The organism is Dulcicalothrix desertica PCC 7102, assembly GCF_003991905.1.
In the GTDB taxonomy this organism is placed as follows: domain Bacteria; phylum Cyanobacteriota; class Cyanobacteriia; order Cyanobacteriales; family Nostocaceae; genus Dulcicalothrix; species Dulcicalothrix desertica.
This window is the reverse complement of sequence record NZ_RSCL01000010.1, coordinates 274961-295983: the sequence shown is the minus strand read 5'-3', so window position 1 is coordinate 295983 and position 21023 is coordinate 274961. Positions and strand designations below refer to the sequence as shown.

Annotated in this window: 17 protein-coding genes; 3 read left to right on the top strand and 14 right to left on the bottom strand. The window is 36.9% G+C overall.

The annotated features are described in order from the left end of the window. Positions 1-7 precede the first annotated feature (7 nt). Positions 8-1219, bottom strand: coding sequence for a precorrin-6y C5,15-methyltransferase (decarboxylating) subunit CbiE (cbiE, locus tag DSM106972_RS22290; RefSeq protein WP_127082773.1), 1212 nt, complete (start codon positions 1217-1219; stop codon positions 8-10). A 122-nt stretch (positions 1220-1341) separates the two neighbouring features. On the opposite strand from cbiE, the gene DSM106972_RS22285 reads away from it, so the two are divergent. Beyond that, positions 1342-1884, top strand: a complete 543-nt coding sequence (locus DSM106972_RS22285; protein ID WP_127082772.1) for a hypothetical protein — start codon at positions 1342-1344, stop codon at positions 1882-1884. A gap of 49 nt (positions 1885-1933) precedes the next feature. Here DSM106972_RS22285 and DSM106972_RS22280 read toward each other — a convergent pair whose 3' ends face one another. Then, positions 1934-2722 carry a dienelactone hydrolase family protein gene (locus DSM106972_RS22280; protein ID WP_127082771.1) on the bottom strand — a complete coding sequence of 263 codons (789 nt, stop codon included), beginning with the start codon at positions 2720-2722 and terminating at the stop codon, positions 1934-1936. Between the two features lie 71 nt (positions 2723-2793). Next, positions 2794-3414 carry a hypothetical protein gene (locus DSM106972_RS22275; protein WP_127082770.1) on the bottom strand — a complete coding sequence of 207 codons (621 nt, stop codon included), beginning with the start codon at positions 3412-3414 and terminating at the stop codon, positions 2794-2796. Between the two features lie 221 nt (positions 3415-3635). Between DSM106972_RS22275 and DSM106972_RS22270 the strand changes: the two genes are divergently transcribed. Together DSM106972_RS22270 and DSM106972_RS22265 are read left to right on the top strand one after the other, a co-directional pair. Beyond that, entirely contained in the window at positions 3636-4796 is a 1161-nt protein-coding gene (locus DSM106972_RS22270; RefSeq protein WP_127082769.1) for a lipocalin-like domain-containing protein, read from the top strand. A 302-nt stretch (positions 4797-5098) separates the two neighbouring features. Continuing rightward, entirely contained in the window at positions 5099-6460 is a 1362-nt protein-coding gene (locus DSM106972_RS22265) for a TrpB-like pyridoxal phosphate-dependent enzyme (RefSeq protein ID WP_127082768.1), read from the top strand. 36 nt (positions 6461-6496) lie between these two features. Here DSM106972_RS22265 and DSM106972_RS22260 read toward each other — a convergent pair whose 3' ends face one another. The 11 genes from DSM106972_RS22260 to DSM106972_RS22210 all read right to left on the bottom strand — a co-directional run bounded on the left by DSM106972_RS22260 (position 6497) and on the right by DSM106972_RS22210 (position 21004). Then, positions 6497-8311 (bottom strand): glycosyltransferase, encoded by a 1815-nt coding sequence (locus DSM106972_RS22260; protein WP_127082767.1) that lies wholly within the window; start codon positions 8309-8311, stop codon positions 6497-6499. Between the two features lie 105 nt (positions 8312-8416). After that, positions 8417-9583, bottom strand: coding sequence for a UDP-galactopyranose mutase (gene glf / locus DSM106972_RS22255; protein WP_127082766.1), 1167 nt, complete (start codon positions 9581-9583; stop codon positions 8417-8419). A gap of 32 nt (positions 9584-9615) precedes the next feature. Continuing rightward, positions 9616-11442 carry a glycosyltransferase gene (locus DSM106972_RS22250; RefSeq protein WP_127082765.1) on the bottom strand — a complete coding sequence of 609 codons (1827 nt, stop codon included), beginning with the start codon at positions 11440-11442 and terminating at the stop codon, positions 9616-9618. A gap of 75 nt (positions 11443-11517) precedes the next feature. Then, positions 11518-12867, bottom strand: coding sequence for a glycosyltransferase family 4 protein (locus DSM106972_RS22245; RefSeq protein WP_127082764.1), 1350 nt, complete (start codon positions 12865-12867; stop codon positions 11518-11520). A 43-nt stretch (positions 12868-12910) separates the two neighbouring features. Next, entirely contained in the window at positions 12911-14164 is a 1254-nt protein-coding gene (locus DSM106972_RS22240; RefSeq protein ID WP_127082763.1) for an ABC transporter ATP-binding protein, read from the bottom strand. A 16-nt stretch (positions 14165-14180) separates the two neighbouring features. After that, positions 14181-15020, bottom strand: coding sequence for an ABC transporter permease (locus tag DSM106972_RS22235; RefSeq protein ID WP_127082762.1), 840 nt, complete (start codon positions 15018-15020; stop codon positions 14181-14183). Continuing rightward, entirely contained in the window at positions 14983-16257 is a 1275-nt protein-coding gene (locus DSM106972_RS22230; RefSeq protein ID WP_127082761.1) for a glycosyltransferase family 4 protein, read from the bottom strand. The genes DSM106972_RS22235 and DSM106972_RS22230 overlap by 38 nt, the downstream gene beginning before the upstream one ends. A gap of 35 nt (positions 16258-16292) precedes the next feature. Beyond that, positions 16293-17306, bottom strand: a complete 1014-nt coding sequence (locus DSM106972_RS22225; protein WP_127082760.1) for a glycosyltransferase family 2 protein — start codon at positions 17304-17306, stop codon at positions 16293-16295. 2 nt (positions 17307-17308) lie between these two features. After that, the gene (locus DSM106972_RS22220) at positions 17309-18517 is read right to left on the bottom strand and encodes a glycosyltransferase family 4 protein (protein ID WP_127082759.1); all 1209 of its coding nucleotides are present in this window, start codon (positions 18515-18517) and stop codon (positions 17309-17311) included. Positions 18518-18530: 13 nt separating this feature from the next. After that, positions 18531-19544 (bottom strand): glycosyltransferase family 2 protein, encoded by a 1014-nt coding sequence (locus tag DSM106972_RS22215; RefSeq protein WP_325052201.1) that lies wholly within the window; start codon positions 19542-19544, stop codon positions 18531-18533. A 32-nt stretch (positions 19545-19576) separates the two neighbouring features. Continuing rightward, positions 19577-21004: an O-antigen ligase family protein gene (locus tag DSM106972_RS22210; RefSeq protein ID WP_127082758.1), complete on the bottom strand. Its 1428-nt coding sequence runs from the start codon at positions 21002-21004 to the stop codon at positions 19577-19579. Between the last annotated feature and the right edge of the window lie 19 nt (positions 21005-21023).

The following is a 21023-nucleotide window of genomic DNA, read 5'->3' as shown; positions in this document are numbered from 1 at the left end:
TGAAAAATTATGATTTTATTACAGACCATTGTGTAACAGGCGCCATTGCTTTCCACCCCATAAATTTACCTATAGGTTCTGCTCTTTGAATTGCAATGCGAGATAATTCTCCTCCAACTTTTTGATACCATTCAAATAGTTTTTGCTCTCCTTCTATAGTGACGACATTCGCTACTAGGCGCCCATTTTTAGGTAATGCTTGCCAACAAGTTTCTAATACCCCCTCGGATGTTACACCACCACCTATAAATATGACATTGGGTGTAGATAAATTTTGTAGAGCATTAGGTGCTTTTCCTTGAATTATGTCTATATATGGAGTACCCAGACTTGCTGCGTTATCAGATATATATTTTAATCTTGATGTACTTTGTTCAATTGCAATTGCACGGCACGAAGAATGACTTCGCATCCACTCTATAGATATCGAACCACAACCTGCACCTACATCCCATAACAATTCTCCTGGTTTTGGCGCCAGTGCAGCTAGAGTTACTGCCCTAACTTCGCGCTTGGTTAACTGTCCATCATGGTGATAAGCATTATCGGGTAAACCTGCTAATCTTGATAAGCCAGTAACTCCAACATCAGCTATACACTCAACTGCAATAGTATTTAAATCCGCTAAATCTCTAAAATTGGCGCCATTTTGCGAAGCAATACCTGTAACAATGCGCTCATCAACACTACCCATTCGTTCTAAAATCGTAATTTTGCTTTCACAAAATCCTGATTTTGTCAAGTTATCAGCAATAATTCCAGGTGTATGTTTATCCGCGCTTAAAATAAGTAATTTGGCGCCAAGGTAAAAATATGAATTAGCTAATTCAACTGGGCGCCCACACAAACTAAAAGTTTCCACGTCAGTCAAAGACCATCCTAAACGCGCACAAGCAAGACTAAATGCAGAAGGTGCGGGAATAATAGTCATTTCTGATATATCAATAAAACGTGTGAGCGTAACTCCAATCCCGAAACACATTGGGTCACCACTAGCAAGAACACAAACAGACTTCGGGCGCCTTCTAATAATTTCTTCCACAGTTTGCTGTATCGGTGAACTCCAAACAACTTTTTCCCGACCATCATTATTACTGAGCATCGCTAAATGGCGCCGTCCACCAACCAATATAGATGCTTGGTCAACTAGAGACCGTGCAATATTACCTAACCCCGAAAGCCCATCCTCACCTATCCCAACTACAGATAACCATTTCATTTCATACATACCTTGCTATATCATTTTCTTCTCGTCAATAACTCTCTGCGCTAAGAGTGTCTCCGTGGTAAAAAAGAAAGCCATAAACTAAACTAAAGATATAAAATTTCAAGTCTACAACAATGGCAAGAGGTCCCAAAAACAATTTTACATCAATTCCGGATAATAACCCCTTCATCCGGAACCCATCAGCTTTTAGTAGAGATAATGGTATTGACGCCGAGTCATTTGCAGGAATTGCCGGCATAGTCATGGTCGTTTTTGCAAGTGCCTGCTTCGGAATAAAAAGAGTTAAACAAAGAGCTAGAGAAGCTGATACAAAAAATTATCCTAGCAATAAAAGACTTCACCATCCAGTGATGTTTGACCCAAAACGAGACACAGCTTGGGACCCTCATATCCAAGGAAGATATCAAGATAACCAACTGACAGTTAGTTGGTCAGGAGATGAGGATTTAAGAGTTTTTAACAACAAAGCAGTTATAAAAATGAAAGGTGGTACAGTTTTTTTAAGAGATGGCATTTTTGGTTATAGTAAACGACATAAAATTGGTAAGCACTCTTATCAGGTAAAGATGTATCGTATTTCTGTACCACACCAATCAGATTTACTAGACTCTGATGTTAAATATTTATTAGAAAATGAGCCTTATTATCGAGATTAATTGTAAAAAAGATTCCCGACTTCAATAAATCAGGAATTTTATAATTTAATTACAAGTTGTTTTGAAAAAGTTCTAAAACATGTTTCCAAGCATCAGCAGCAGCATCAGGGTTGTAACTGGGGTGCTGCTTTAAGAATGGGTACTTGTCTACGAATAATCCTGCGAAAAATCCATGTTCTGCATCATATCTAATTACACGATGATTTATTTGATGTTTTTTTAATTCTGCCTCGATTTGTTCGTTTTCTGACTGTGATACATATACATCTCTTGTGCCAAAAAATGTATAAATGGCGCCTTTTATTTCTCTTGTGCGATTAATGGTTGGAATTTCTTCGCCATAACTCGAAGTGGTAATTCCACCACCATAAAACGAAGCTGTCGCTTTGATATCGGGTAAAGTTGCCGCCATATAAGCAACGTGACCCCCAAAACAAAAACCAATGGCGCCAATACCCGAAGCTTTTACATTAGGTAAAGTTTTTAGGTAGGCAATAGTAGCTTGAATATCACTTAATATTTCTTCATATTTTACCTGTTGGTAGTATTGTAAGCCAAGCCGAAAGGCTTCTGGGCTAAATCCTATATCTTTTTGACTAAAGTCAGCGGTAAAACCGGGAGCAATACGTTGATACATTGCAGGCGCCACTACTACGTATCCTTGTTTCGCAATTAATTCGGTAATATCTCTGATATTACTATTAACTCCAAAAATTTCATGAAAAACCATAACGGCGCCAAACGTTCCTGACAATACTGGTTGAGCTACATAAGCATCTATTTGTAAGCCATTGTTAGGTATTTGAACAATTGAAGTGTTAATTTCGATGTTTGTCATATTTTTTCAGTAAAACCGTGCGTGCCATTTCATTGTAAAATCTTGGTTTTGTGTTCTCATATCAAGTCTGTTTATGCAGCTACTAAATTTTCTAGTTGAATTTCACATTGCTGGAAAGTGTAATTAACTGCCGCGAATAGTTCGTCTAATTGTTGAATGGTATAGTATTTTATGTTTCTAGTAAAAATACTTTCTTCTAATTTGCCAAACTGCCAAAATCCTCCGTTAGAAGTAATACCGTAGATAGTTACTTTCAATTTATTATTTAGTCTTTGAGCGGCAATCATTTCTGCTAGGCACTGTGCCCAGGCGCCTTCAAAGTCATCTTGTTTGGCTTCGACTAAAATAAAATAGGGTTTATCGAATACGATTTTTCCTAGAGGAGACTTTGTTGCTAAAATATATTCAGGGTATCCTGATAATTTTTTGTCACAATTTAAAGAACGGTGACTCCACAAAATAAACTTACTACGGTAGGCTTTCCAAACTTCTTTTATAACAGGGTAAATCAGATTTTCACAAATTGCATACTCTGAACAATCGACAACTGCATCGCGCAGCATTAATTCTAAGTCTTCACGAAAGTAGTCTGATATATTAAATGCTGTTTCAACTATAAAATTATCTTCGATGTAAGTCACCTGATATTCTTGAAGTACTTCGGCAATGATTCTGTAATCGCTAAAAGCCATTTTCTTTTCAAGGTTGTTATGTTTATAGATTTAATTATAAATGAAAATACTGAAATTGATAATTATTGTAATTTTTCTTAGTTGGTAATGTAGGATTTTAATTTGTTTAAGTTGCAGTCTCACCATAACAATTTATTGACTTCAAGTACTAAAGTTCTATTGTATTCCCCATAGCTGGTGTTTACGTATTATATAAGTATATTTAACTCGCGTGCCTCAAAATGAAAAAGCTATTTTCTATAATTACAGCAATTGCCGTTATCGTTGGCGCCATTGCTTTCCTTTATCCTGGGCAACGAGTTACTGCTACAGGTACTACAGTTCAATGGTTAGCTGATAATCAACCTGTTATTGGTGAATTTAAACAAGCACTGGCGCCTCGACAGTTAGAATTTCCTCGTGACTTGGGACCCCATAATGATTATCAAACCGAGTGGTGGTACTATACTGGTAATTTGGAAACCGATACAGGGCGCCCTTTTGGATATGAGTTAACTTTCTTTCGACGCGCGTTAACTCCACAAGTTACACTTACCTCTAATTCGCAATGGCGTAGTAATCAAGTATATTTTGCTCACTTTACTATCAGTGATATTGCGGCTAATAAATTTTATCCAAAAGAACAATTTAGTCGTGGAGCAGCTAATATTGCCTCAGCACAGTCTGAACCTTATGGAGTGTGGTTAAATAATTGGTCTGTGTCAGAAATGGCGCCTGGTAAAGTTCAACTAAAAGCACAAACTGATAAAGTTAGTTTAAATTTAGTACTAGAACAAACAATTCCACCTGTATTGCAAGGGGATAAAGGTTACAGTCGTAAAGGTGTAGAACCTGGAAATGCATCTTATTATTATTCGATAGTGCAGCAGAAAACTGCTGGAACTGTAACAATAGGAGATAAAAGTTATCAAGTTACGGGTAAAAGTTGGAAAGACCACGAGTTTTCTACTAGTTTCTTGAGTAAAGGTGATATTGGTTGGGATTGGTTTTCTCTACAGTTAAATAACGATACGGCTTTAATGCTGTATTTGCTACGTCGTGAAGATGGAACAATTGAACCACTTTCTAGTGGGAATTTTATTGCTGCTGATGGAAGTGTTCAAAAATTGGCGCCAACAGATTGGCAAATAGAAGTTTTAGATACTTGGAAAAGTCCGAATAATGGCGCTAAGTATCCTTCAAAATGGCAGATTAATATTCCAAAATTAGATTTATCTTTGGAAGGAAAACCGTTAATGGCTAATCAAGAATTAGATATTTCCACTGTTTATTGGGAAGGTGCGGTTGGTTTTAATGGTGAGATGAAAGGGGAAAGGGTTGAAGCAAAGGGCTATGTTGAATTAACTGGCTATGCTGATAATGATTTGAGTGAAGTCTTGTAGCACAGATGTCCGACAAAATTAATGATATTAAGTTGTAATAGTTCATGTCATTAGTTTTAATGGGTTGATTAGCAACGGATTCAACAGATGTAACGGATGATTTATTTGTTACAAACAAATTCCAGTTCTTTAAAATTACTTATCCGTTACATCCATTCCAGACTCCGTTGCCAATCTTCTTACCTACGAAAAATATGACAAATATATAATCTTCGCAAGCTGTAATATATATGTAGATATTGGTGTTGGGTTCTGCAAAGCCTCTACCCAAGCTATGAGTATTAATATTTACTTGATAAATTATGGATACTATTAAATACTTACTTTCAGAAAATCAAATGCCTGATTCGTGGTATAATATTCAGGCTGATTTACCTGAGCCAATGCCACCTGTGTTGCATCCTGGTACGGGAAAATTAATTACACCTGGTGATTTGGAACCACTGTTTCCAATGCAGTTAATTGAGCAGGAAGTTAGTACTGAGCGTTTTATTGAAATTCCAGAGCAAGTACAATCTATTTACCGTCAATGGCGCCCAACTCCTCTTTACCGTGCCCGACGTTTAGAAAAAGCGTTAGATACTCCAGCTAAAATTTATTATAAATATGAAGGTACTAGTCCTGCTGGTAGTCATAAACCAAATACGGCTATTCCTCAAGCTTATTACAACAAAATTGCGGGTACAAAACGTTTAACAACTGAAACTGGAGCCGGACAGTGGGGTTCTTCGCTTGCTGTTGCCGGCGCCTTTTTTGGTTTAGATGTTGAAGTTTACATGGTTAAGGTTAGCTATCATCAAAAGCCTTACCGTCGAGCATTTATGGAATCTTACGGCGCCAGAGTTATTGCTAGTCCGAGTAATGAAACTGAGTCGGGACGCAAAATACTTCAGGAATATCCTAATAGTACTGGTAGTTTGGGCATTGCTATTAGCGAAGCGGTGGAAATGGCGGTACAAGATGCCGAAACTAAATATGCTTTGGGTAGTGTTCTAAATCATGTGCTACTACATCAAACTGTTATTGGTATTGAGACGTTAGCTCAATTAGAAATGGCTGGTGATTATCCTGATATTATTGTTGGCTGTACTGGTGGTGGTAGTAATTTCGCTGGTATTGCTTTTCCGTTTATCGGCGCCAAGCTTCGTGGTGAAAAACAAGATATTAACTTTGTCGCGGTAGAACCTGCTGCTTGTCCGACTTTAACTAAAGGTAAGTATGCTTATGATTTTGGTGATACGGCACATTTAACACCTATGGTAAAAATGCACACTTTAGGTAGCACTTTCATACCTACAGGAATTCATGCGGGTGGATTACGTTATCACGGAATGGCGCCTTTGTTAAGCCATATTGTTGAGTTGGGTTTGGTTGAGCCAAAAGCATATGGACAGCTTGATTGTTTTGCTGCTGGTTTGAGTTTTGCTCGTGCGGAAGGTATTTTGCCTGCACCTGAAGCTAACCATGCTGTGAAAGGCGCCATTGATGAAGCGTTGCGTTGTAAGGAAGAAGGTGTAAGTAAAACCATTTTGTTTAATTTATGCGGTCATGGTCATTTTGATATGCAGGCTTATACGGATTATCAAGCTGGGCTTTTGGTTGATTTGGAATACAGTTCAGAAGAGATTGGGATGGCTTTGGCTGGGTTGCCTGTTGTTGGTTAAATAGGGGGCGGGCAGGGATGCCCGCTCCACAAGAATTTATGAGTTTAGGTAGTTTTGCCAAAATGTTGTTGACGCTAATTCTTTTGATGCTTGCTTCCACTGTTTGGTGATACGTGACCATCCGAAAGTGCTTTTAATTATGGACTTTATCCAAGTTGACAAAATGTTGAATGCAGCTTTATTATCTAGCTCGTTGTGATATAAAGCTGGTAGTTTGCTGTACTTTATTATAATTTTTCTCTTGGAGAATGCTTTGCAGATAGAATCGCGTTTTGTCATTTCTTCAGGGTAGTGTATAAACGCGCTTTCATTACGAATCATGAATGGTGGTAGTAAATGACCGTTGAGCGTTATCAATGTCATCAGTTTTTGCAGTTTTCCAACTTTAGTGATTTGATAATCTTTCGGTACGTCTTCTGATGATGATATTACTTGTTGGCTTTTGAAATTTTTGACAGACGCTGATATTTGATTATGTAGCGCTTCAGAGTCATTTTTTTTGATAAAGTCAGGGCCTTTCAAATAATCCTCAAAAGCTTTGACATGCATTTGCGCGCTGTTGTAGTTGAAAAGCAACAAATTATAAAACATTCCTCCGGATATTGTTTTTAATGTAGCCCAATATTCTAAATACCCATGCATTGTATTAGCGATAAGTACGTTGCGTAAGGTGTAATAGATATCCCATATGGGATTTTTGGCATAAAAAGGTTCATGCCATACTGCTAACGATGGAAATGGTACAATTGCATTATTTAAATATTGCTTAACTCTTAAACCAAATTCTACATCGTCAATTTTGATGAAGAAAGGTAATGGTAGTCCAATATTTTCCACTACTTCATGTGAGAACGCAAAAAACCAGAAGGCGCCATAATCTGCTTGGTCTTCTACTAAAAATAGATTAAGATTATTAGGGTCGCTTAAGTCGGTATTCTTTTTGAGAGAGGTAATATTAAAATCTCGGTTTTCTCGATTCCCTTCATCATCAGTATATTTGTTGTACAAAGCTCCAGCTTCATGTAAAATACACTTTCTATACAAGTCTAACATTCCCCCTGCAATAGCAAAATCTTGTTTTGCATATTCATATAAGGGAAAAAGTTTATAAATTACTTCACTATCAAGTTCAATATCATCATCCATGAACAAGTAGTGTGTGTAAAGACCTGATTGTAAAGCTTCAAGCAATCCTTTTGCAAAACCACCGCTACCTCCGAGATTACGATTAGGCAGTAGTGTTACTCTATCAGAAGGAAAATCGCTCTGATTTAACGTTTTACCATTATCAACTACAAAAAATTGAAATTTCTTGTTTTGTAGTAAGTTATCTTGTGTGACTAAATCTACTGTCTTTTTGACATAAATTTCTTTTTTGAATGTACAAGTGATAATTGCAAGCGTAATATCACGTTGTTTTTCTTGCTGCGTAACTAATACTCCTTCGGCAAAATAACCTGTTTCACTCAAACACTTTATTTCTAAATAGATTCTACCTGCATCCGGCGCCGAAAGTGGGAGAGCTAAATCAACATAGTTTAAAAAATCTGTGTGTTGAATTTTTTCGCTGTATATCAACTCTCTTGTATTTGCTTTTTCGCGTTCTCGGTAAACTAATATTTCAAAGGCGCCTTCAAGTTTTAATCGATATTGTAATTCGTTAAGAGTTGTGTATTTGGTATAATAATTTTCGTAAATTGAGTTAAAGTAAGTGTTGAAAGATATAGTGCTACCTTGATGTAAAATAATTTTACCTGCATCAAAGTCAATTTGTGTATTACCATCTAATTTTACGTATAAATCAGCAGTTTCTGATGTTTTGGGTAGTTGTAATCTGCTAACGACTTGCATTTATTTCTCCTGGGTTAACGTATGTAGAGACGTTACATGTAACGTCTCTACAAGGGTTTATGTACAATAAATTAGATTGACAAATTAGAGATGGTGCCAATCATATTAAGCAATAATAACTGGCATACTACCAATTATCGTATCTGGGGTTTTTTCTTGAACTTCTTTCTCGAATAAACCTAACGCACGTAATGCTGCTTGGTCCATGTCGTAATATTTGTACTCTGCCAAGCGTCCGGCAAATATTACTGAACCATTGAGTTTGTTCGCTTCTTTGAGGTAAAGTTCATAGCGCGCACGGTTTTCTTCGCGCGGGACAGGGTAATATGGGTCGTTAAGACCAGGAACATATGCTTGAGGATACTCTTTAACTAAAGTAGTTTTGGGAGACGTTTGTCCAGAGAGATATTTTTGCTCGGTGATGCGAGTAATATCGTACTCGTTAGGATAATTAACTGTGCCAACTTCTTGATAATGTTCTTGGTCTAAGGTTTCAAAAGAAAACCTTAAACTTCGATATGGCAGTTCACCATACATATAGTCAAAGAACGTATCAACTGGACCTGTGTAAACCATGCGGTTAAACTTGATGTCGTTGATGACTTCGCGATAGTCAGCGTTAAGAAGTACTTTGATATTGGGGTGCGCTAACATTTTGCGGAACATTTCTGTATAACCATACTTTGGCATTGCTTGGTATGGGTCTTGGAAGTAGCGGTCATCACGACTGATATATACTGGTACTCTTCCGGTTACTGCTTTATCGAGTTCTTCGGGTTTTAGTTCCCACTGTTTAGCGGTGTAACGGACGAAAACGTTATCGTAAATGTAGTTTGCCAAAAATTCGAGTTCACCGTTTGCGCTTTCTCGTAATTTAAGAATAGGGACTTTTACTCCAAACCCGAAGTTATCCAGCAGTTTTTCTTCAAGTTTTTCAGCGTACTTGGGTGGAAATAGTGCATAGAGTGAATTTAAGTTGAAAGGTATTGGTACTTTTTTACCTTCGACGACTCCTAGAACATGGTGAAAATATGGGCGCCATTCTGTAAATTGAGAGAGGTAGTCCCAAACTTTTTTTGATTTAGTGTGGAAGATATGTGGTCCGTACTTATGAACTAAAATACCATGTTCATTGTAATAATCATAAGCATTGCCACCAATATGGTCACGCTTATCCATAAGAAGGACACGCTGTCCAAGTTGGGATGCAATACGTTCAGCGAGAACGCACCCAGAAAAACCTGCTCCCACTATCAACCAATCTACTTTCATTTTAATATTTCCCCTTATACAACTAAATACAACTAACTTTGACGAGGTTTAAGATAAGTTTGCCAAAATTCTAACGAGGTAAATTCGTCTGCTGCTTCTTTCCACTGTTTATTGATATTTGACCATTGCAAAGTAGTTTTAACTACTGACTTCATCCAAGCTGATAGTATACTAAATGCAGCTCGCTGATCTAACTCGTTTTGATATAAAACAGGTATATCGTTTACCTTCATTACAATTCGTTTATTGCTGAATGCTTTGCAAATTGAATCGCGTTGTGCTTCAATTCGAGGGTAGCTGATAAATGCACTTTCATCGCGAATCATGAAGCTTGGCAATAAATGTCCGTTCAATGTTAACAAGCTTACAAGCTTTTGAACTTTTCCAACTTTAGTTATTTTGTAATCTTTATCTAAATTGACAGATGAAGGTGTTGCTGTTTGGGTTTTATGGCTTTTGCTATATTTACAGATTTGCGTATGCAAAATTTCTGCATCATTCTGCTTAATAAAGTCTGGCCCCGCTAAAAAATCATCGAAAGCTTTAATAAATATTGATGCATTGTTGTAATCGAATAGCAGTAGATTGTAGATTACTGCCCCTGATAAATTTTTTAAAGCAACCCAGTATTTTGAGTACCCATGTATCGCATTAGTCACCAACATATTACGCATACAATAATAAGCATCCCATCCAGGATTTTTAGCGTAAAAAGGTTCGTGCCAAACAGCTATAGAAGGAAATGCTACTATAGGTTGGTTCAAATATTGCTTAACTCTCAATCCAAATTCCATATCATCAATTTTGATGAAGAATGGTAACGGTAGTCCAATATTATCAACTACTTCTTTAGAGAAGGCAAAAAACCAAAAGGCGCCATAATCAATATTATCTTCTAACAAAAGCGAATTAAGTGCTGAAGAATCGCTTAAATCAGCTTCGTGTTTGAGAGGAACAGTTGCAAAATCACTATCTTTAACATTTCCTTCTTTATCGGTGTATTTGTTATAAAGCGCACCAGCTTCATACAAAATATGTTTTCTATACAAATCAAGCATACTACCAGCGATAGCAAAATCTTGCTTTCCATACTCGTACAACGAGAAAAGCTTGTAGATAACTTCGCTATCTAAATCAATATCATCATCCATGAATAAGAAGTGTGTATAAACACCAGATTGCAATGCTTCGATTAGACCTTTGGTAAAACCGCCACTCCCACCAACATTGCGATTAGGAACAAGTGTTACTCTCGAATCGTTAAAATCACTTTGTTTTAGTGTTTTGCCGTTATCAACTACAAATAGTTTGAACTTCTTATTCTGTAATAAGTTGTCGAGGGTAATTGCATTTACCGTCTTTGTCACATAGGCTTCTTTTTTGAAGGTACAGGTAATAATAGCTAAATTAACATCGCGTACTTTTTCTTGTTGAGTTACTAACGACCCTTCGACAAAAAGACCATCTTCACTCAAACAAGTTATCTCTAAATAAATTCTACCTGCATCTGGTGACGACTTCAGAAGTGGCAGACTAAACTCAACATAATTTGATAAATCTTGATTCTCAACCCTTTCGCTTTTAATGAGTTCTTTTTGATTTTCAAATCGCTCTCGATAAGCTACTACTTTAAAGGCGCCTGTAAGCTTGAGTTGATATTTGAATTCATTAAGAATTGTATACTGAGTGTAGAAACTTTCATAAATCGAGTTAAAGTATGTATTGAAAGATATTTTGTCACTTTGATGCAATATAACTTTGTGAGCATCAAAATCTATAGATGGATTACCTTCTAACTTCAGGTATAAATCAGAAGTGTCTAAAGTGTTCGGTAATTGTAATCTGCTTATGACTTGCATATACTTATCTCCTACTTTGATTTGAATTTTAATGAATGAATCTATTTGAGTAGTGTGATTTATAACATTTCTAGTTTATACAGCAACCATAGTATCTAAGGTATTGGTTTGTTGGTGCTGCACATGTTGGTAAATATAATCAACAAATGGTTGATATACTGATTGTGGCGAAAGATTTTCTTCAATGTACCTATATGCTTGTTGCTCCATTAATTTTCGCTTTTGACTATCAGTAAATAATGTATGTACAGAATTAGCAAAGTCCTCAGCGGTATCTGCTACAAGTGTGGTATGACCTGAAATTTCAGGTAGTCCTTGAATACCAACACTAGTTGAAACACAAGCACGACCGTAAGACATTGCTTCTACAAGCTTAATTTTCAGTCCGCTACCTGCGAGTAAAGGTACTAAACAAACTTCAGCAGCGCTGTATTCTGGTTTTAAATCTTTAACTACACCTAATATATGAACGTTGGGGTAAGTTTCTTTAATTAAATCACATATATTACCGCAAATATGAAGACTACTATTAGGATTTAGCTGGATAATTTTGTCCCATACATTCTCTAAAAACCATTTTAATCCATAGTAGTTGTGGTTGGCATTGCTACCAACAAATAAACAGCGACCTGGCACTTGTGGAAACTGATGCGACTTACATGTAGCTGCAAGTGGCATACAAATAACTTTAGATTCCGGCACCATATTTTGAAAAATCTTACAATCTTCTTGTTGAATAGCTAAAAGAACCTGTGCTTTTTTTAATGCATGACGTTCTTTTTCTCGGTTCCATTCAACTTCAAAGCTATCGAGTCCTAATTTTTGGAATTGAGCTGTACGCTGATGACGGACATCATGGGTAAGTATAACTTTTAATATATTCGTCTTTTCTTTAAGAGCATCGAATATATCGCTTAAATGAGCATAGTTAGCAATTACAACATCAGGTTGATAGCGAACTACCTGTGAATTTACGAATTCAATTTCTTTAGGCGCCAGCAATCTATCCCAAAGTTTGAGAGGTAATATATATCTAGGAGGTAATTCTTTTTTGTCTCGGTTTCGACGATAAATATTTTTTATTCTGTTGGGTAGCAATAAATTATACATAAACCTAAGTGATTCGATTATCCAGTTAGATATAGAACTAGATACAAGATAGGAACCAACTGTAAAATGGTCAATCGCTACAACTTTAGTTACAGTTCTAAGACTTTCAGGGATAAGATACCATAGATTCCGACCGTTTGGTGATTCATCAAGGAGTATAAATTCTGTATCAATACCAGTTTGCTGTAAATATCTTAAAAAGTCTAAGATATATGCCGCGTTGCCAAAGGAGTTAGCTAATAAAATAGTACGACTAACTATTTGTATTTTGATTTTATCCTGTTTTGTAGTGTTTACTATACTGTTTACTTTCATATTAAATAATTTGATTTACTTCAAATAGTTTATACATAATATATTAGCGAGCATGACTAGAAACTAAGACTTTAATTGGCAAGCGACAACCACCATATCCTCTATCTCCTACAGTATCTCGCGGTCCTGAACCAACTTCCCAAGTAATATCACCAGGAATATAATCAAGTAAGCAAGCATTTGACAGTACTGCTGGTGAAACTGAATATATATTAGGATGAAGTGGATTTCGCGGTAGATGAAAATGTATTTCGTGAACACCTGCTGGCATTTCTAACGCTGGTTGTTCGTGGTCAGAGTCTAATGTCATGACACGGTTTCCATCGAGCGTTTCAAAACCAATACCTATTGCTAAATCTGATATATGTTGAAAACATTGGACGGTAAATATTAAATCTAGCGGTTCTCCATAACTAAAGGTAGTATTCGTCGCCAAATTCAAACGCAATAAGCGTGCTTTATCACCAAATCCGCTGTTACGTCGCATTAAGTCAAGGTCTACATCAAATGCGGACATTGATGCTTGAGATGAATAACGTGAAATTGCATCTTCAACATCGTTTACTGGTAAAGTTACACCTCGTTCTAAATAGATAGCTTGCGTACACAAACGTCTAACAGCTTGCATATTATGGCTAACAAATATAACCGTTCTTCCTTCTTTGCCAACTTCCCCCATTTTACCTAAACATTTTTTCTGAAATTGAGCATCTCCAACTGCCAATACTTCATCTACAATCAATATCTCTGGTTCTAAATGTGCTGCTACGGCAAATGCTAGGCGAACATACATACCAGATGAATAACGTTTAACAGGGGTATCGAGAAACTTATCGATTTCGGCAAAATCAACTATTTCATCGAATTTTCGTTTAATTTCTGATTTACTCATTCCTAAAATGGCGCCATTTAGGAAAATATTTTCTCGACCTGTTAATTCGGGGTGAAACCCGGTTCCCACTTCTAATAAGCTAGCGACTCTTCCAGAAATACGAATTTTGCCAGTTGTTGGTTCTGTAATTCGACTCAAAATTTTAAGCAGTGTAGATTTTCCTGCCCCATTACGTCCAATAATGCCGACTCTATCACCTTGTTGAATTTGAAACGATACGTCATTTAGTGCCCAATATTCTTCACGGTCTAAACTTATTGAGTTTCTGCTACGTGGGGTGACTGCACGAACTATCGACTTTGCCGCATCTGTAATGGCACCGCGAAATGTTTTATAGCTATCTTGTTGATGTTGAATAACGTATTTCTTACTTAAATTTTCAACTTTGATTACAGGTTTAGACATAGGTTTTTAAATAAAATTAAATAACGTCAGCAAAAGTACGTTCCATACGGCGAAAGTACCAAACGCCACTTGCAAGCAACAATATTACTAGCGCAGTTGACAAAGCGAATCCTGGTAAATATATATTAGATTCCCCTCCTAATATTGCCCAACGAAACCCGTCAATTACACCTAGCATTGGGTTGAGTGAATATAACAGGCGCCATTTTTCATCAATAACTTGACTGCTAAACCCAACTGGAGACACATATAAACCAAACTGTACTATGAACGGAACAATAATCCGAAAATCTCTATACTCTACATTTAACGCTGCTAACCATAAGCCGGCGCCCATACTTGCTGCAAACGCAATAGCTATAAATAATGGTAGTGTCAGAATTCGCCAGTCGGGAATAAAGTTGTAATATGCCATTAACCCAAGTAGAATGATTCCCGATATCATAAAATCTACAAAGCTAACAATAACTGCACTTGTAGGAACTATTAATCTAGGAAAGTAAACTTTAGAAAGCAAGTTGGCATTATTAATCAAACTATTACTACATTCACTTAAGGCGCCAGAAAAAAACTGCCACGGTAGTAACCCCGCAAAAACCATGATGGGATATGGTGTCGTTCCTTCGCTAGGAAGTTTTGCGATGTTACTAAATACAAATGTAAACACTATCATTGTTAAGAATGGACGCACTAATGCCCATGCCATACCAATAATAGTTTGCTTATAGCGAACTAAAATATCACGCCATGCTAAAAAATAGAATAATTCTCTATACTTCCATAAGTCTCGCCAATATTGACCTTCGGTTCGACCCGCTTCAATTATAAGTTCTTTGGCTTGTTCCTTGGTTTTCATAAATTAGTACGATAGGGTTGAATTGCTCTAAACTTTTCTCGATGTCGTTTATCATTCTGTTAATACTAAATTTGGAAACCGCGTGGTTACGACAACGGGCGCCTAGTTGTGGGTCTTCTTGTCTCCAATTAATAATTTTATTCAGAGTATTTGCTAAGTCGGTTTCATTCCCTGGTTCAAAAAGTCCTCGCTGAAATTCTTCCGTCAAACTTTCGGGTATCCCTCCGGTACGGCTTGCAACTACAGGTGTACCACATGCCATTGATTCTATAATCGAACGTGGGAATGGTTCCGACCATCGACTCGGCAAAACTGTTACATCACTGAGTTGATATAGACTTGTTGTATCACTTACATAACCAAGAAAGCTGACGTAATCTTGAATTCCTAAATTAATACTTAATTGTTCTAAGCTTGTTTGATATTCCTCTCCTAACAGTACAGGTTTACCCGCAATCAAAAGTTTAATTTGATTGACATTATTATTGGTTTTGGTAAGGTTATGTAATAAGGCAAAGGCATTTAATAAAATCTCTAATCCCTTTTCCTTGTCGAGTCTACCGACATAAGAAATTACACGGCAATCATCAGGAATATTCCATTGTTTTCGTTGTTGAAAGTTGGTAGTTGGTTTATATTTATCTAAATTGATGCCATTATGAACTACGTTAATTATATCTCCTTGATAGCCTTTTTGTATCCAATCGGCTTTGGTTTGTTTTGAAACAGCTATATATTGCTTAACTCCTTGAAGTCCAATTTTAATTTGAGTACTCAAATTAAGCATTGCAATACGGTGCTTTAATTCTTTAAAATCTAATTTTAGTTTTTGGCGCCATGTGGCTAATTGCGGTGGTGGCAGATGAAGATAGCAAACAAGCGGAATATTCAGAGCAAACGCGAGAATGCGACCTATAAAGGTATCTTGATACTGGTTACTCAGAACAATACTGCTTTCTGACGTATATTCTGGCGCTGTACTAGTAATTTGATGCTTGATTTGCAAAATACTAGTCAAGAATTTAATAATGTGTGAAGGACGATAAACTCGAAACTGTTTTACTTTTATAGTTTGAATACAAAACTTTTGATATTGTTCCAACAAATTTTCTTCATCCGAATAAAGCAGTACAATTTTATGCCCTCGTTGAGCTAAACCGCGACAAATATCGAATAATACTAACTCTTGTCCACCCCGCTGTGAAGTTGGTTTTTCTTCCAAAACAAATATATACATAAAAAGACTTCCCTTTTATAAAAAACCGGGCTTCTTTATGAGACATTAAAACTTTTGAACAAAACTCGTAAGAGAGCATCCGGTTTCTCGATGTGTTTTGTAAAATTTAATATTATGCATTTAAAATCGCGTGTTAAATTTCGCACTCCGTTATAACCTTCATTCCCAAATAAACGCATCATAAAAATAGCTAAATTTAGTCTCAAATAACTTTCCTTGAAGTAAACAAAGGGATAATGTAAAAACGCTTGTTTATGATATTTAATTACTGTTTTTATATCTTGATCATCAATTGCCAACCACGCAAACCCGATAAATAAACTTGCGTAAGCTTGATTTCTTAAATACAGCATATCTAACGGCGCCGTTGCAAATGCTCTTTCATAAACTGTTTGTAGTCCATGCATCATTTTTGTACGGTTTTTAGTAACGTTATATGGATGCTGTCGATAGTAGATTAAAGGTTCTTTTATAACACCAAACTCATACTTTTTAGCTATTCGTAGCCAAAAGTCTAAATCTTCAGCATGGGCAAGTTGTGTATCAAAAGCACCTACATTTTCTATACATTGGCGCCGCACCATTGCGGAACTACCAGTTGATATAACATTCTTAAGTAGTAATTCCTTCCATATCATTCCCGATGCATGAGATGCAAAAATACGATTTATCGAATTTCCTAATTCATCTATTAATTTTGTCCAAGTGTAAACTACACCTACATTTACATATTTATCTAAATGTTTTACTTGTTTCTCTAAATATTCCGGCACCCATAAGTCATCAGCATCTAAAAATGCAATATACTCACCTTGACTATTGACAATACCTGTATTTCGTGCTGCTGATACACCTTGATTTGATTGCGTAATTAATCGAATTCGTGAATCCTTTGATTGCGGCGCCCATTCAATAATAGAATCAGAACTACCATCATTAACAATTATGACTTCATAATCGATGAAAGTTTGCTGCAACACACTATCTAAAGTTTGTGGCAGGTACCTCATTGCATTGTAAGCTGGGATAATAACAGAAACTTTTACCATACTTAACTCCTAACTCCTAACTCTTCACTCCTCACTCCTAACTTTTTATATGCTTCCACTGCCCGTAGTGCATATTGTTCCCAACTCAAGTCTTCAGATTTAAATGCAAGCGCATTTTGCTGTTTTTGAGCTAGTAACTCTGGGTTATTTGCAAGTTTTGTTAACAGTGAAGCGATAACTTCACTATTCGCTGGAGGAATAATATAACCTCCTGGATACTCGTCTATACTATTTTCCAACTTAACTGGTGATGCATTATTAATACGCAATACGTCTTCACCACCACTATTTGTAGTGCAAATTAACGGTACACCACAGGCAATTGCTTGTAAGATGACATATGCAAATCCATCTTCAATACTAGGTAATACAAAAACACTGCTCTGATGGTAGTATTCAGCTAACTTTGGTTCGGGAATGTGACCAATACACTTAACCCGTGAGTCTCCAGATGCAATTAGTTGTGCTGTTTCTGGTGTAGCACCTCCAATTAAGCAAAGTTCACTGTTGGGAATATTTGCACTGCAAAAACCTTCGACAAGATAATGTATTCCTTTGCGAACGCTAAGAGAACCAGCGTAAACAACACGAAATACATCATCTTGCTTAACTCCAGGTGAGAAGGTTTTTAAATTTGTACCAAAACGGTTATGAACTAAACGGTCTTTTTGAAATCCTTCTTCGATAAAACTACGTTCAGCAAAGTAGCTTGGAACTGCTACTTGATTTGCTAATTCATATTCAGCTAATTCTGTCTTAACTATTTGCGGATGAATTTCTGTACAGGATAGCCCAAATTTTTGATATTCTGCTTCTAATAATTTTGCTTGGTAACTGATATGCGCTGAACTTCGCTCTAAAAGAAATGGTACATTATTTCGCTTTGCCCACTCAATTGCTGGAAGTGAGCAACTCGACCAACCATGAACTAATGTACTGCCTTCCAGATGACGAACAGCTGCGGAGGCGAACATTTGATATATAGTAGGTAATGATTTACGAACTAATTTGGCGCCACCAACTTTTTCAATGGCTTTATTTAATAGTAATGTTAGGGGTAAGCTAACGACTTTATCATCAGGTACACCCCAACTGCGTGTTTTGAATTTAGGGTAGTTGGTTATAAGTCGGTGTAAGTAACCGTTTTTATGTAACTCGCGTGCGAGTTCTATTGCGTGCCATCTTCCACCGACTACTATAGATACTTTCATGGTCGATAAGGGGTTAGAAAAATATTTCGTTTGGTTTCCAGTTTTGTGTTGTGGGTGTAGATGTTTGGTTAGAAAGACGTTTTCTGAGTGCGTAAGCAAATTCTAAAAAACGGTTATAACCTCCTATACCCAAGTAACGCATTAATGCTATGGCGACACTCAGGCGCCAAAACTCTGGCGATAAAATTTGTTTGGGATCGTAACGTAAAGCAGAAGCGCGAAAATTTGCTGCAAGTTGAAAATCTTTGTCTTTGCTTTGCAATGCTTTCCAAGCTAGTACTAAATTAGCATGCCCATAACTTGGCTTTTTCAAATGCTGAAGTTCCCTTGGTGCTAACTTGAAAGCATTTTTGATGACTTCATTAAAACCTAGCTGCATCTGGCGCCAGTTTTTAGAAACATTATTAGGGTGCTGTCGGTAGTAGACTAATGGTTCTTTGATGACCGAAAACTCATAAACTGCGGCTATTCTAATCCACATTTCCCAGTCCTCGTTATATCGAATTTTTGTATTAAACAAACCAACTTTATTAAAACAACTGCGTCTAACTACAACTGAGGGACAGTCAATGATATTTTTAACTAGTAGTTTTGAATATACATTACCATCAGCGGTTGGTTTTAGTAATCTACCTGTTGGTTGGCCTTGAGAATTCATCATTGCCGTCCAACTATAACTCAACGCAACGTTCGGATTATTGTCTAATTGAAAAACGTGTGCTTCTAATTTAGTTGGCGCCCATAAATCATCAGCGTCTAAAAGGGCGATATACTCACTTTGAGAAACTAAAATGCCTGTATTGCGTGCAACAGATGCACCTTGGTTTGGTTGTAAAATAAACTTAAACCGTGAATCTGTGATTTGAGAAGCCCATTGTTTTATATCATCTGAGCTTCCATCATCGACTAAAATGACCTCAAAATCGGTAAAAGTCTGATGCCAGACACTTTGGAGAGTGTCTGGTAGATATTTCATCGCGTTATATGCTGGAATTACTATTGATACTTTTGGTATTGGCATATTCATGATAATTAACTCCTAATTCTTTTTCTCAAAACTCAGCACTCAGCACTTTCTACTAACTTTTCGTTCCATTGCCATCCTGCTACGGATATTAATGTCCATAAATAGAAAAATAATGTGGTATGGCTCCAAATATTTTCAGTTAACATTCCCACCATAATGGCAGATAGCATTGCAAGTAGAACTAAACATAAGTTTCTTTGTTTACTATTTGGTTGTGCTGTACGAAAGATTTGTAATAAATATGTAAATAGTGCCATGAATAATAATATAAATGTAGCAAATCCGATTATTCCACCTTCTGCTAAAGCACGGATATAGTCGTTATGTGCATATGCATCAAAAACAGTTAATTGTTTACACGTTGCCAGTCCATATCCTAATATTGGCTGGTGTTCCCAAGCTTGTAGTAAAAATGTCCACTGTGCTATGCGCCAGTTAAAACTATTTCCGTCGCTTGCTGATAATAAAATTGCACGTGATATGTCTATGTTGGAGTTAAACAAAGGTGTACTTGTGAGTGATGCAAGACGCTGTTGTCCAAATTCTGTGCTGGCAAATAAGGCGATGGCTATTGCAAATAGTAAGGCGCCGCCAATAATTTTTGGTAAACTCAACTTTGGAGCAATAAATACCAAAAGAAAAACACCAAGCATAGCTAAAGCAAACAAAGCTTTGGTTGCAACGTAGAAAAACGCTAATAGTCCCAGTAAGCACAACCAGTATAAGCGCTGCTTTGCTTTACCTAGTTTCCATAACGTTAACCCAATGAATAACAGTAAAAATGTGGCGAATGTATTGGGGTGTCCTAGTGTACCATTCACGCGCGATATACTTGCACCAATGGCGCCGTATTCATCTCCACCACCACCAAACATTGGAGGCAAAAGCGATGGTGCAAAAATTTGCATTAATGCAATAGTACTAGGTGCAATTAACGCTAAAAATAATCTTGAGACAATGATTTCTGGATGAACTTTGTCTTTAAGCTGCAACATTAGCAAATAAACCATCAACCAAGAAAAAATTCGTACCCACTCACGTAAACTCGTTTGTATTTGTGAAGCATCCGACCCCAAGCCACCTATAAACATTAGTACTAGCCATAAAGACTGTAAAGCGACCCAAGTGGCAAATATCCACCATAACTTTTCAGTAATTACTTGTTTTTTAGTTATTAGCTGCACTACTACATACAGCAGAGTCAAAGCACTAACACCAATAGCAAACGCTGCTGGAAGTTGCATTCCTGAAAATGGGTCGAGCGCACTTCGCAGTACTAATAATCCAATTGCAGCGACTTCAAACTGCATAAAGAAAAACGCAACAATTGGTACTGTCGCAAACCCCAGTCCCAAAAGCATTGGACTTGCACCTGCCATAAACCCAGACATCACAGCTATACCCACTCCTAAAAGTGAGACAAACAACGCTAGTAAATGGGAACGAGTACGAGTCAGCATGGAGTTAGGAGTTAGGAGT

Coding starts and splice junctions, on each gene's coding strand:
- glf (WP_127082766.1), bottom strand. CDS start 9,583: ATGAAAGTAGATTGGTTGATAGTGGGAGCAGGTTTTTCTGGGTGCGTT.
- DSM106972_RS22270 (WP_127082769.1), top strand. CDS start 3,636: ATGAAAAAGCTATTTTCTATAATTACAGCAATTGCCGTTATCGTTGGC.
- DSM106972_RS22285 (WP_127082772.1), top strand. CDS start 1,342: ATGGCAAGAGGTCCCAAAAACAATTTTACATCAATTCCGGATAATAAC.
- DSM106972_RS22275 (WP_127082770.1), bottom strand. CDS start 3,414: ATGGCTTTTAGCGATTACAGAATCATTGCCGAAGTACTTCAAGAATAT.
- DSM106972_RS22280 (WP_127082771.1), bottom strand. CDS start 2,722: ATGACAAACATCGAAATTAACACTTCAATTGTTCAAATACCTAACAAT.
- DSM106972_RS22220 (WP_127082759.1), bottom strand. CDS start 18,517: ATGAAAGTATCTATAGTAGTCGGTGGAAGATGGCACGCAATAGAACTC.
- DSM106972_RS22250 (WP_127082765.1), bottom strand. CDS start 11,442: ATGCAAGTCATAAGCAGATTACAATTACCGAACACTTTAGACACTTCT.
- cbiE (WP_127082773.1), bottom strand. CDS start 1,219: ATGAAATGGTTATCTGTAGTTGGGATAGGTGAGGATGGGCTTTCGGGG.
- DSM106972_RS22235 (WP_127082762.1), bottom strand. CDS start 15,020: ATGAAAACCAAGGAACAAGCCAAAGAACTTATAATTGAAGCGGGTCGA.
- DSM106972_RS22265 (WP_127082768.1), top strand. CDS start 5,099: ATGGATACTATTAAATACTTACTTTCAGAAAATCAAATGCCTGATTCG.
- DSM106972_RS22240 (WP_127082763.1), bottom strand. CDS start 14,164: ATGTCTAAACCTGTAATCAAAGTTGAAAATTTAAGTAAGAAATACGTT.
- DSM106972_RS22210 (WP_127082758.1), bottom strand. CDS start 21,004: ATGCTGACTCGTACTCGTTCCCATTTACTAGCGTTGTTTGTCTCACTT.
- DSM106972_RS22215 (WP_325052201.1), bottom strand. CDS start 19,544: ATGAATATGCCAATACCAAAAGTATCAATAGTAATTCCAGCATATAAC.
- DSM106972_RS22230 (WP_127082761.1), bottom strand. CDS start 16,257: ATGTATATATTTGTTTTGGAAGAAAAACCAACTTCACAGCGGGGTGGA.
- DSM106972_RS22245 (WP_127082764.1), bottom strand. CDS start 12,867: ATGAAAGTAAACAGTATAGTAAACACTACAAAACAGGATAAAATCAAA.
- DSM106972_RS22260 (WP_127082767.1), bottom strand. CDS start 8,311: ATGCAAGTCGTTAGCAGATTACAACTACCCAAAACATCAGAAACTGCT.
- DSM106972_RS22225 (WP_127082760.1), bottom strand. CDS start 17,306: ATGGTAAAAGTTTCTGTTATTATCCCAGCTTACAATGCAATGAGGTAC.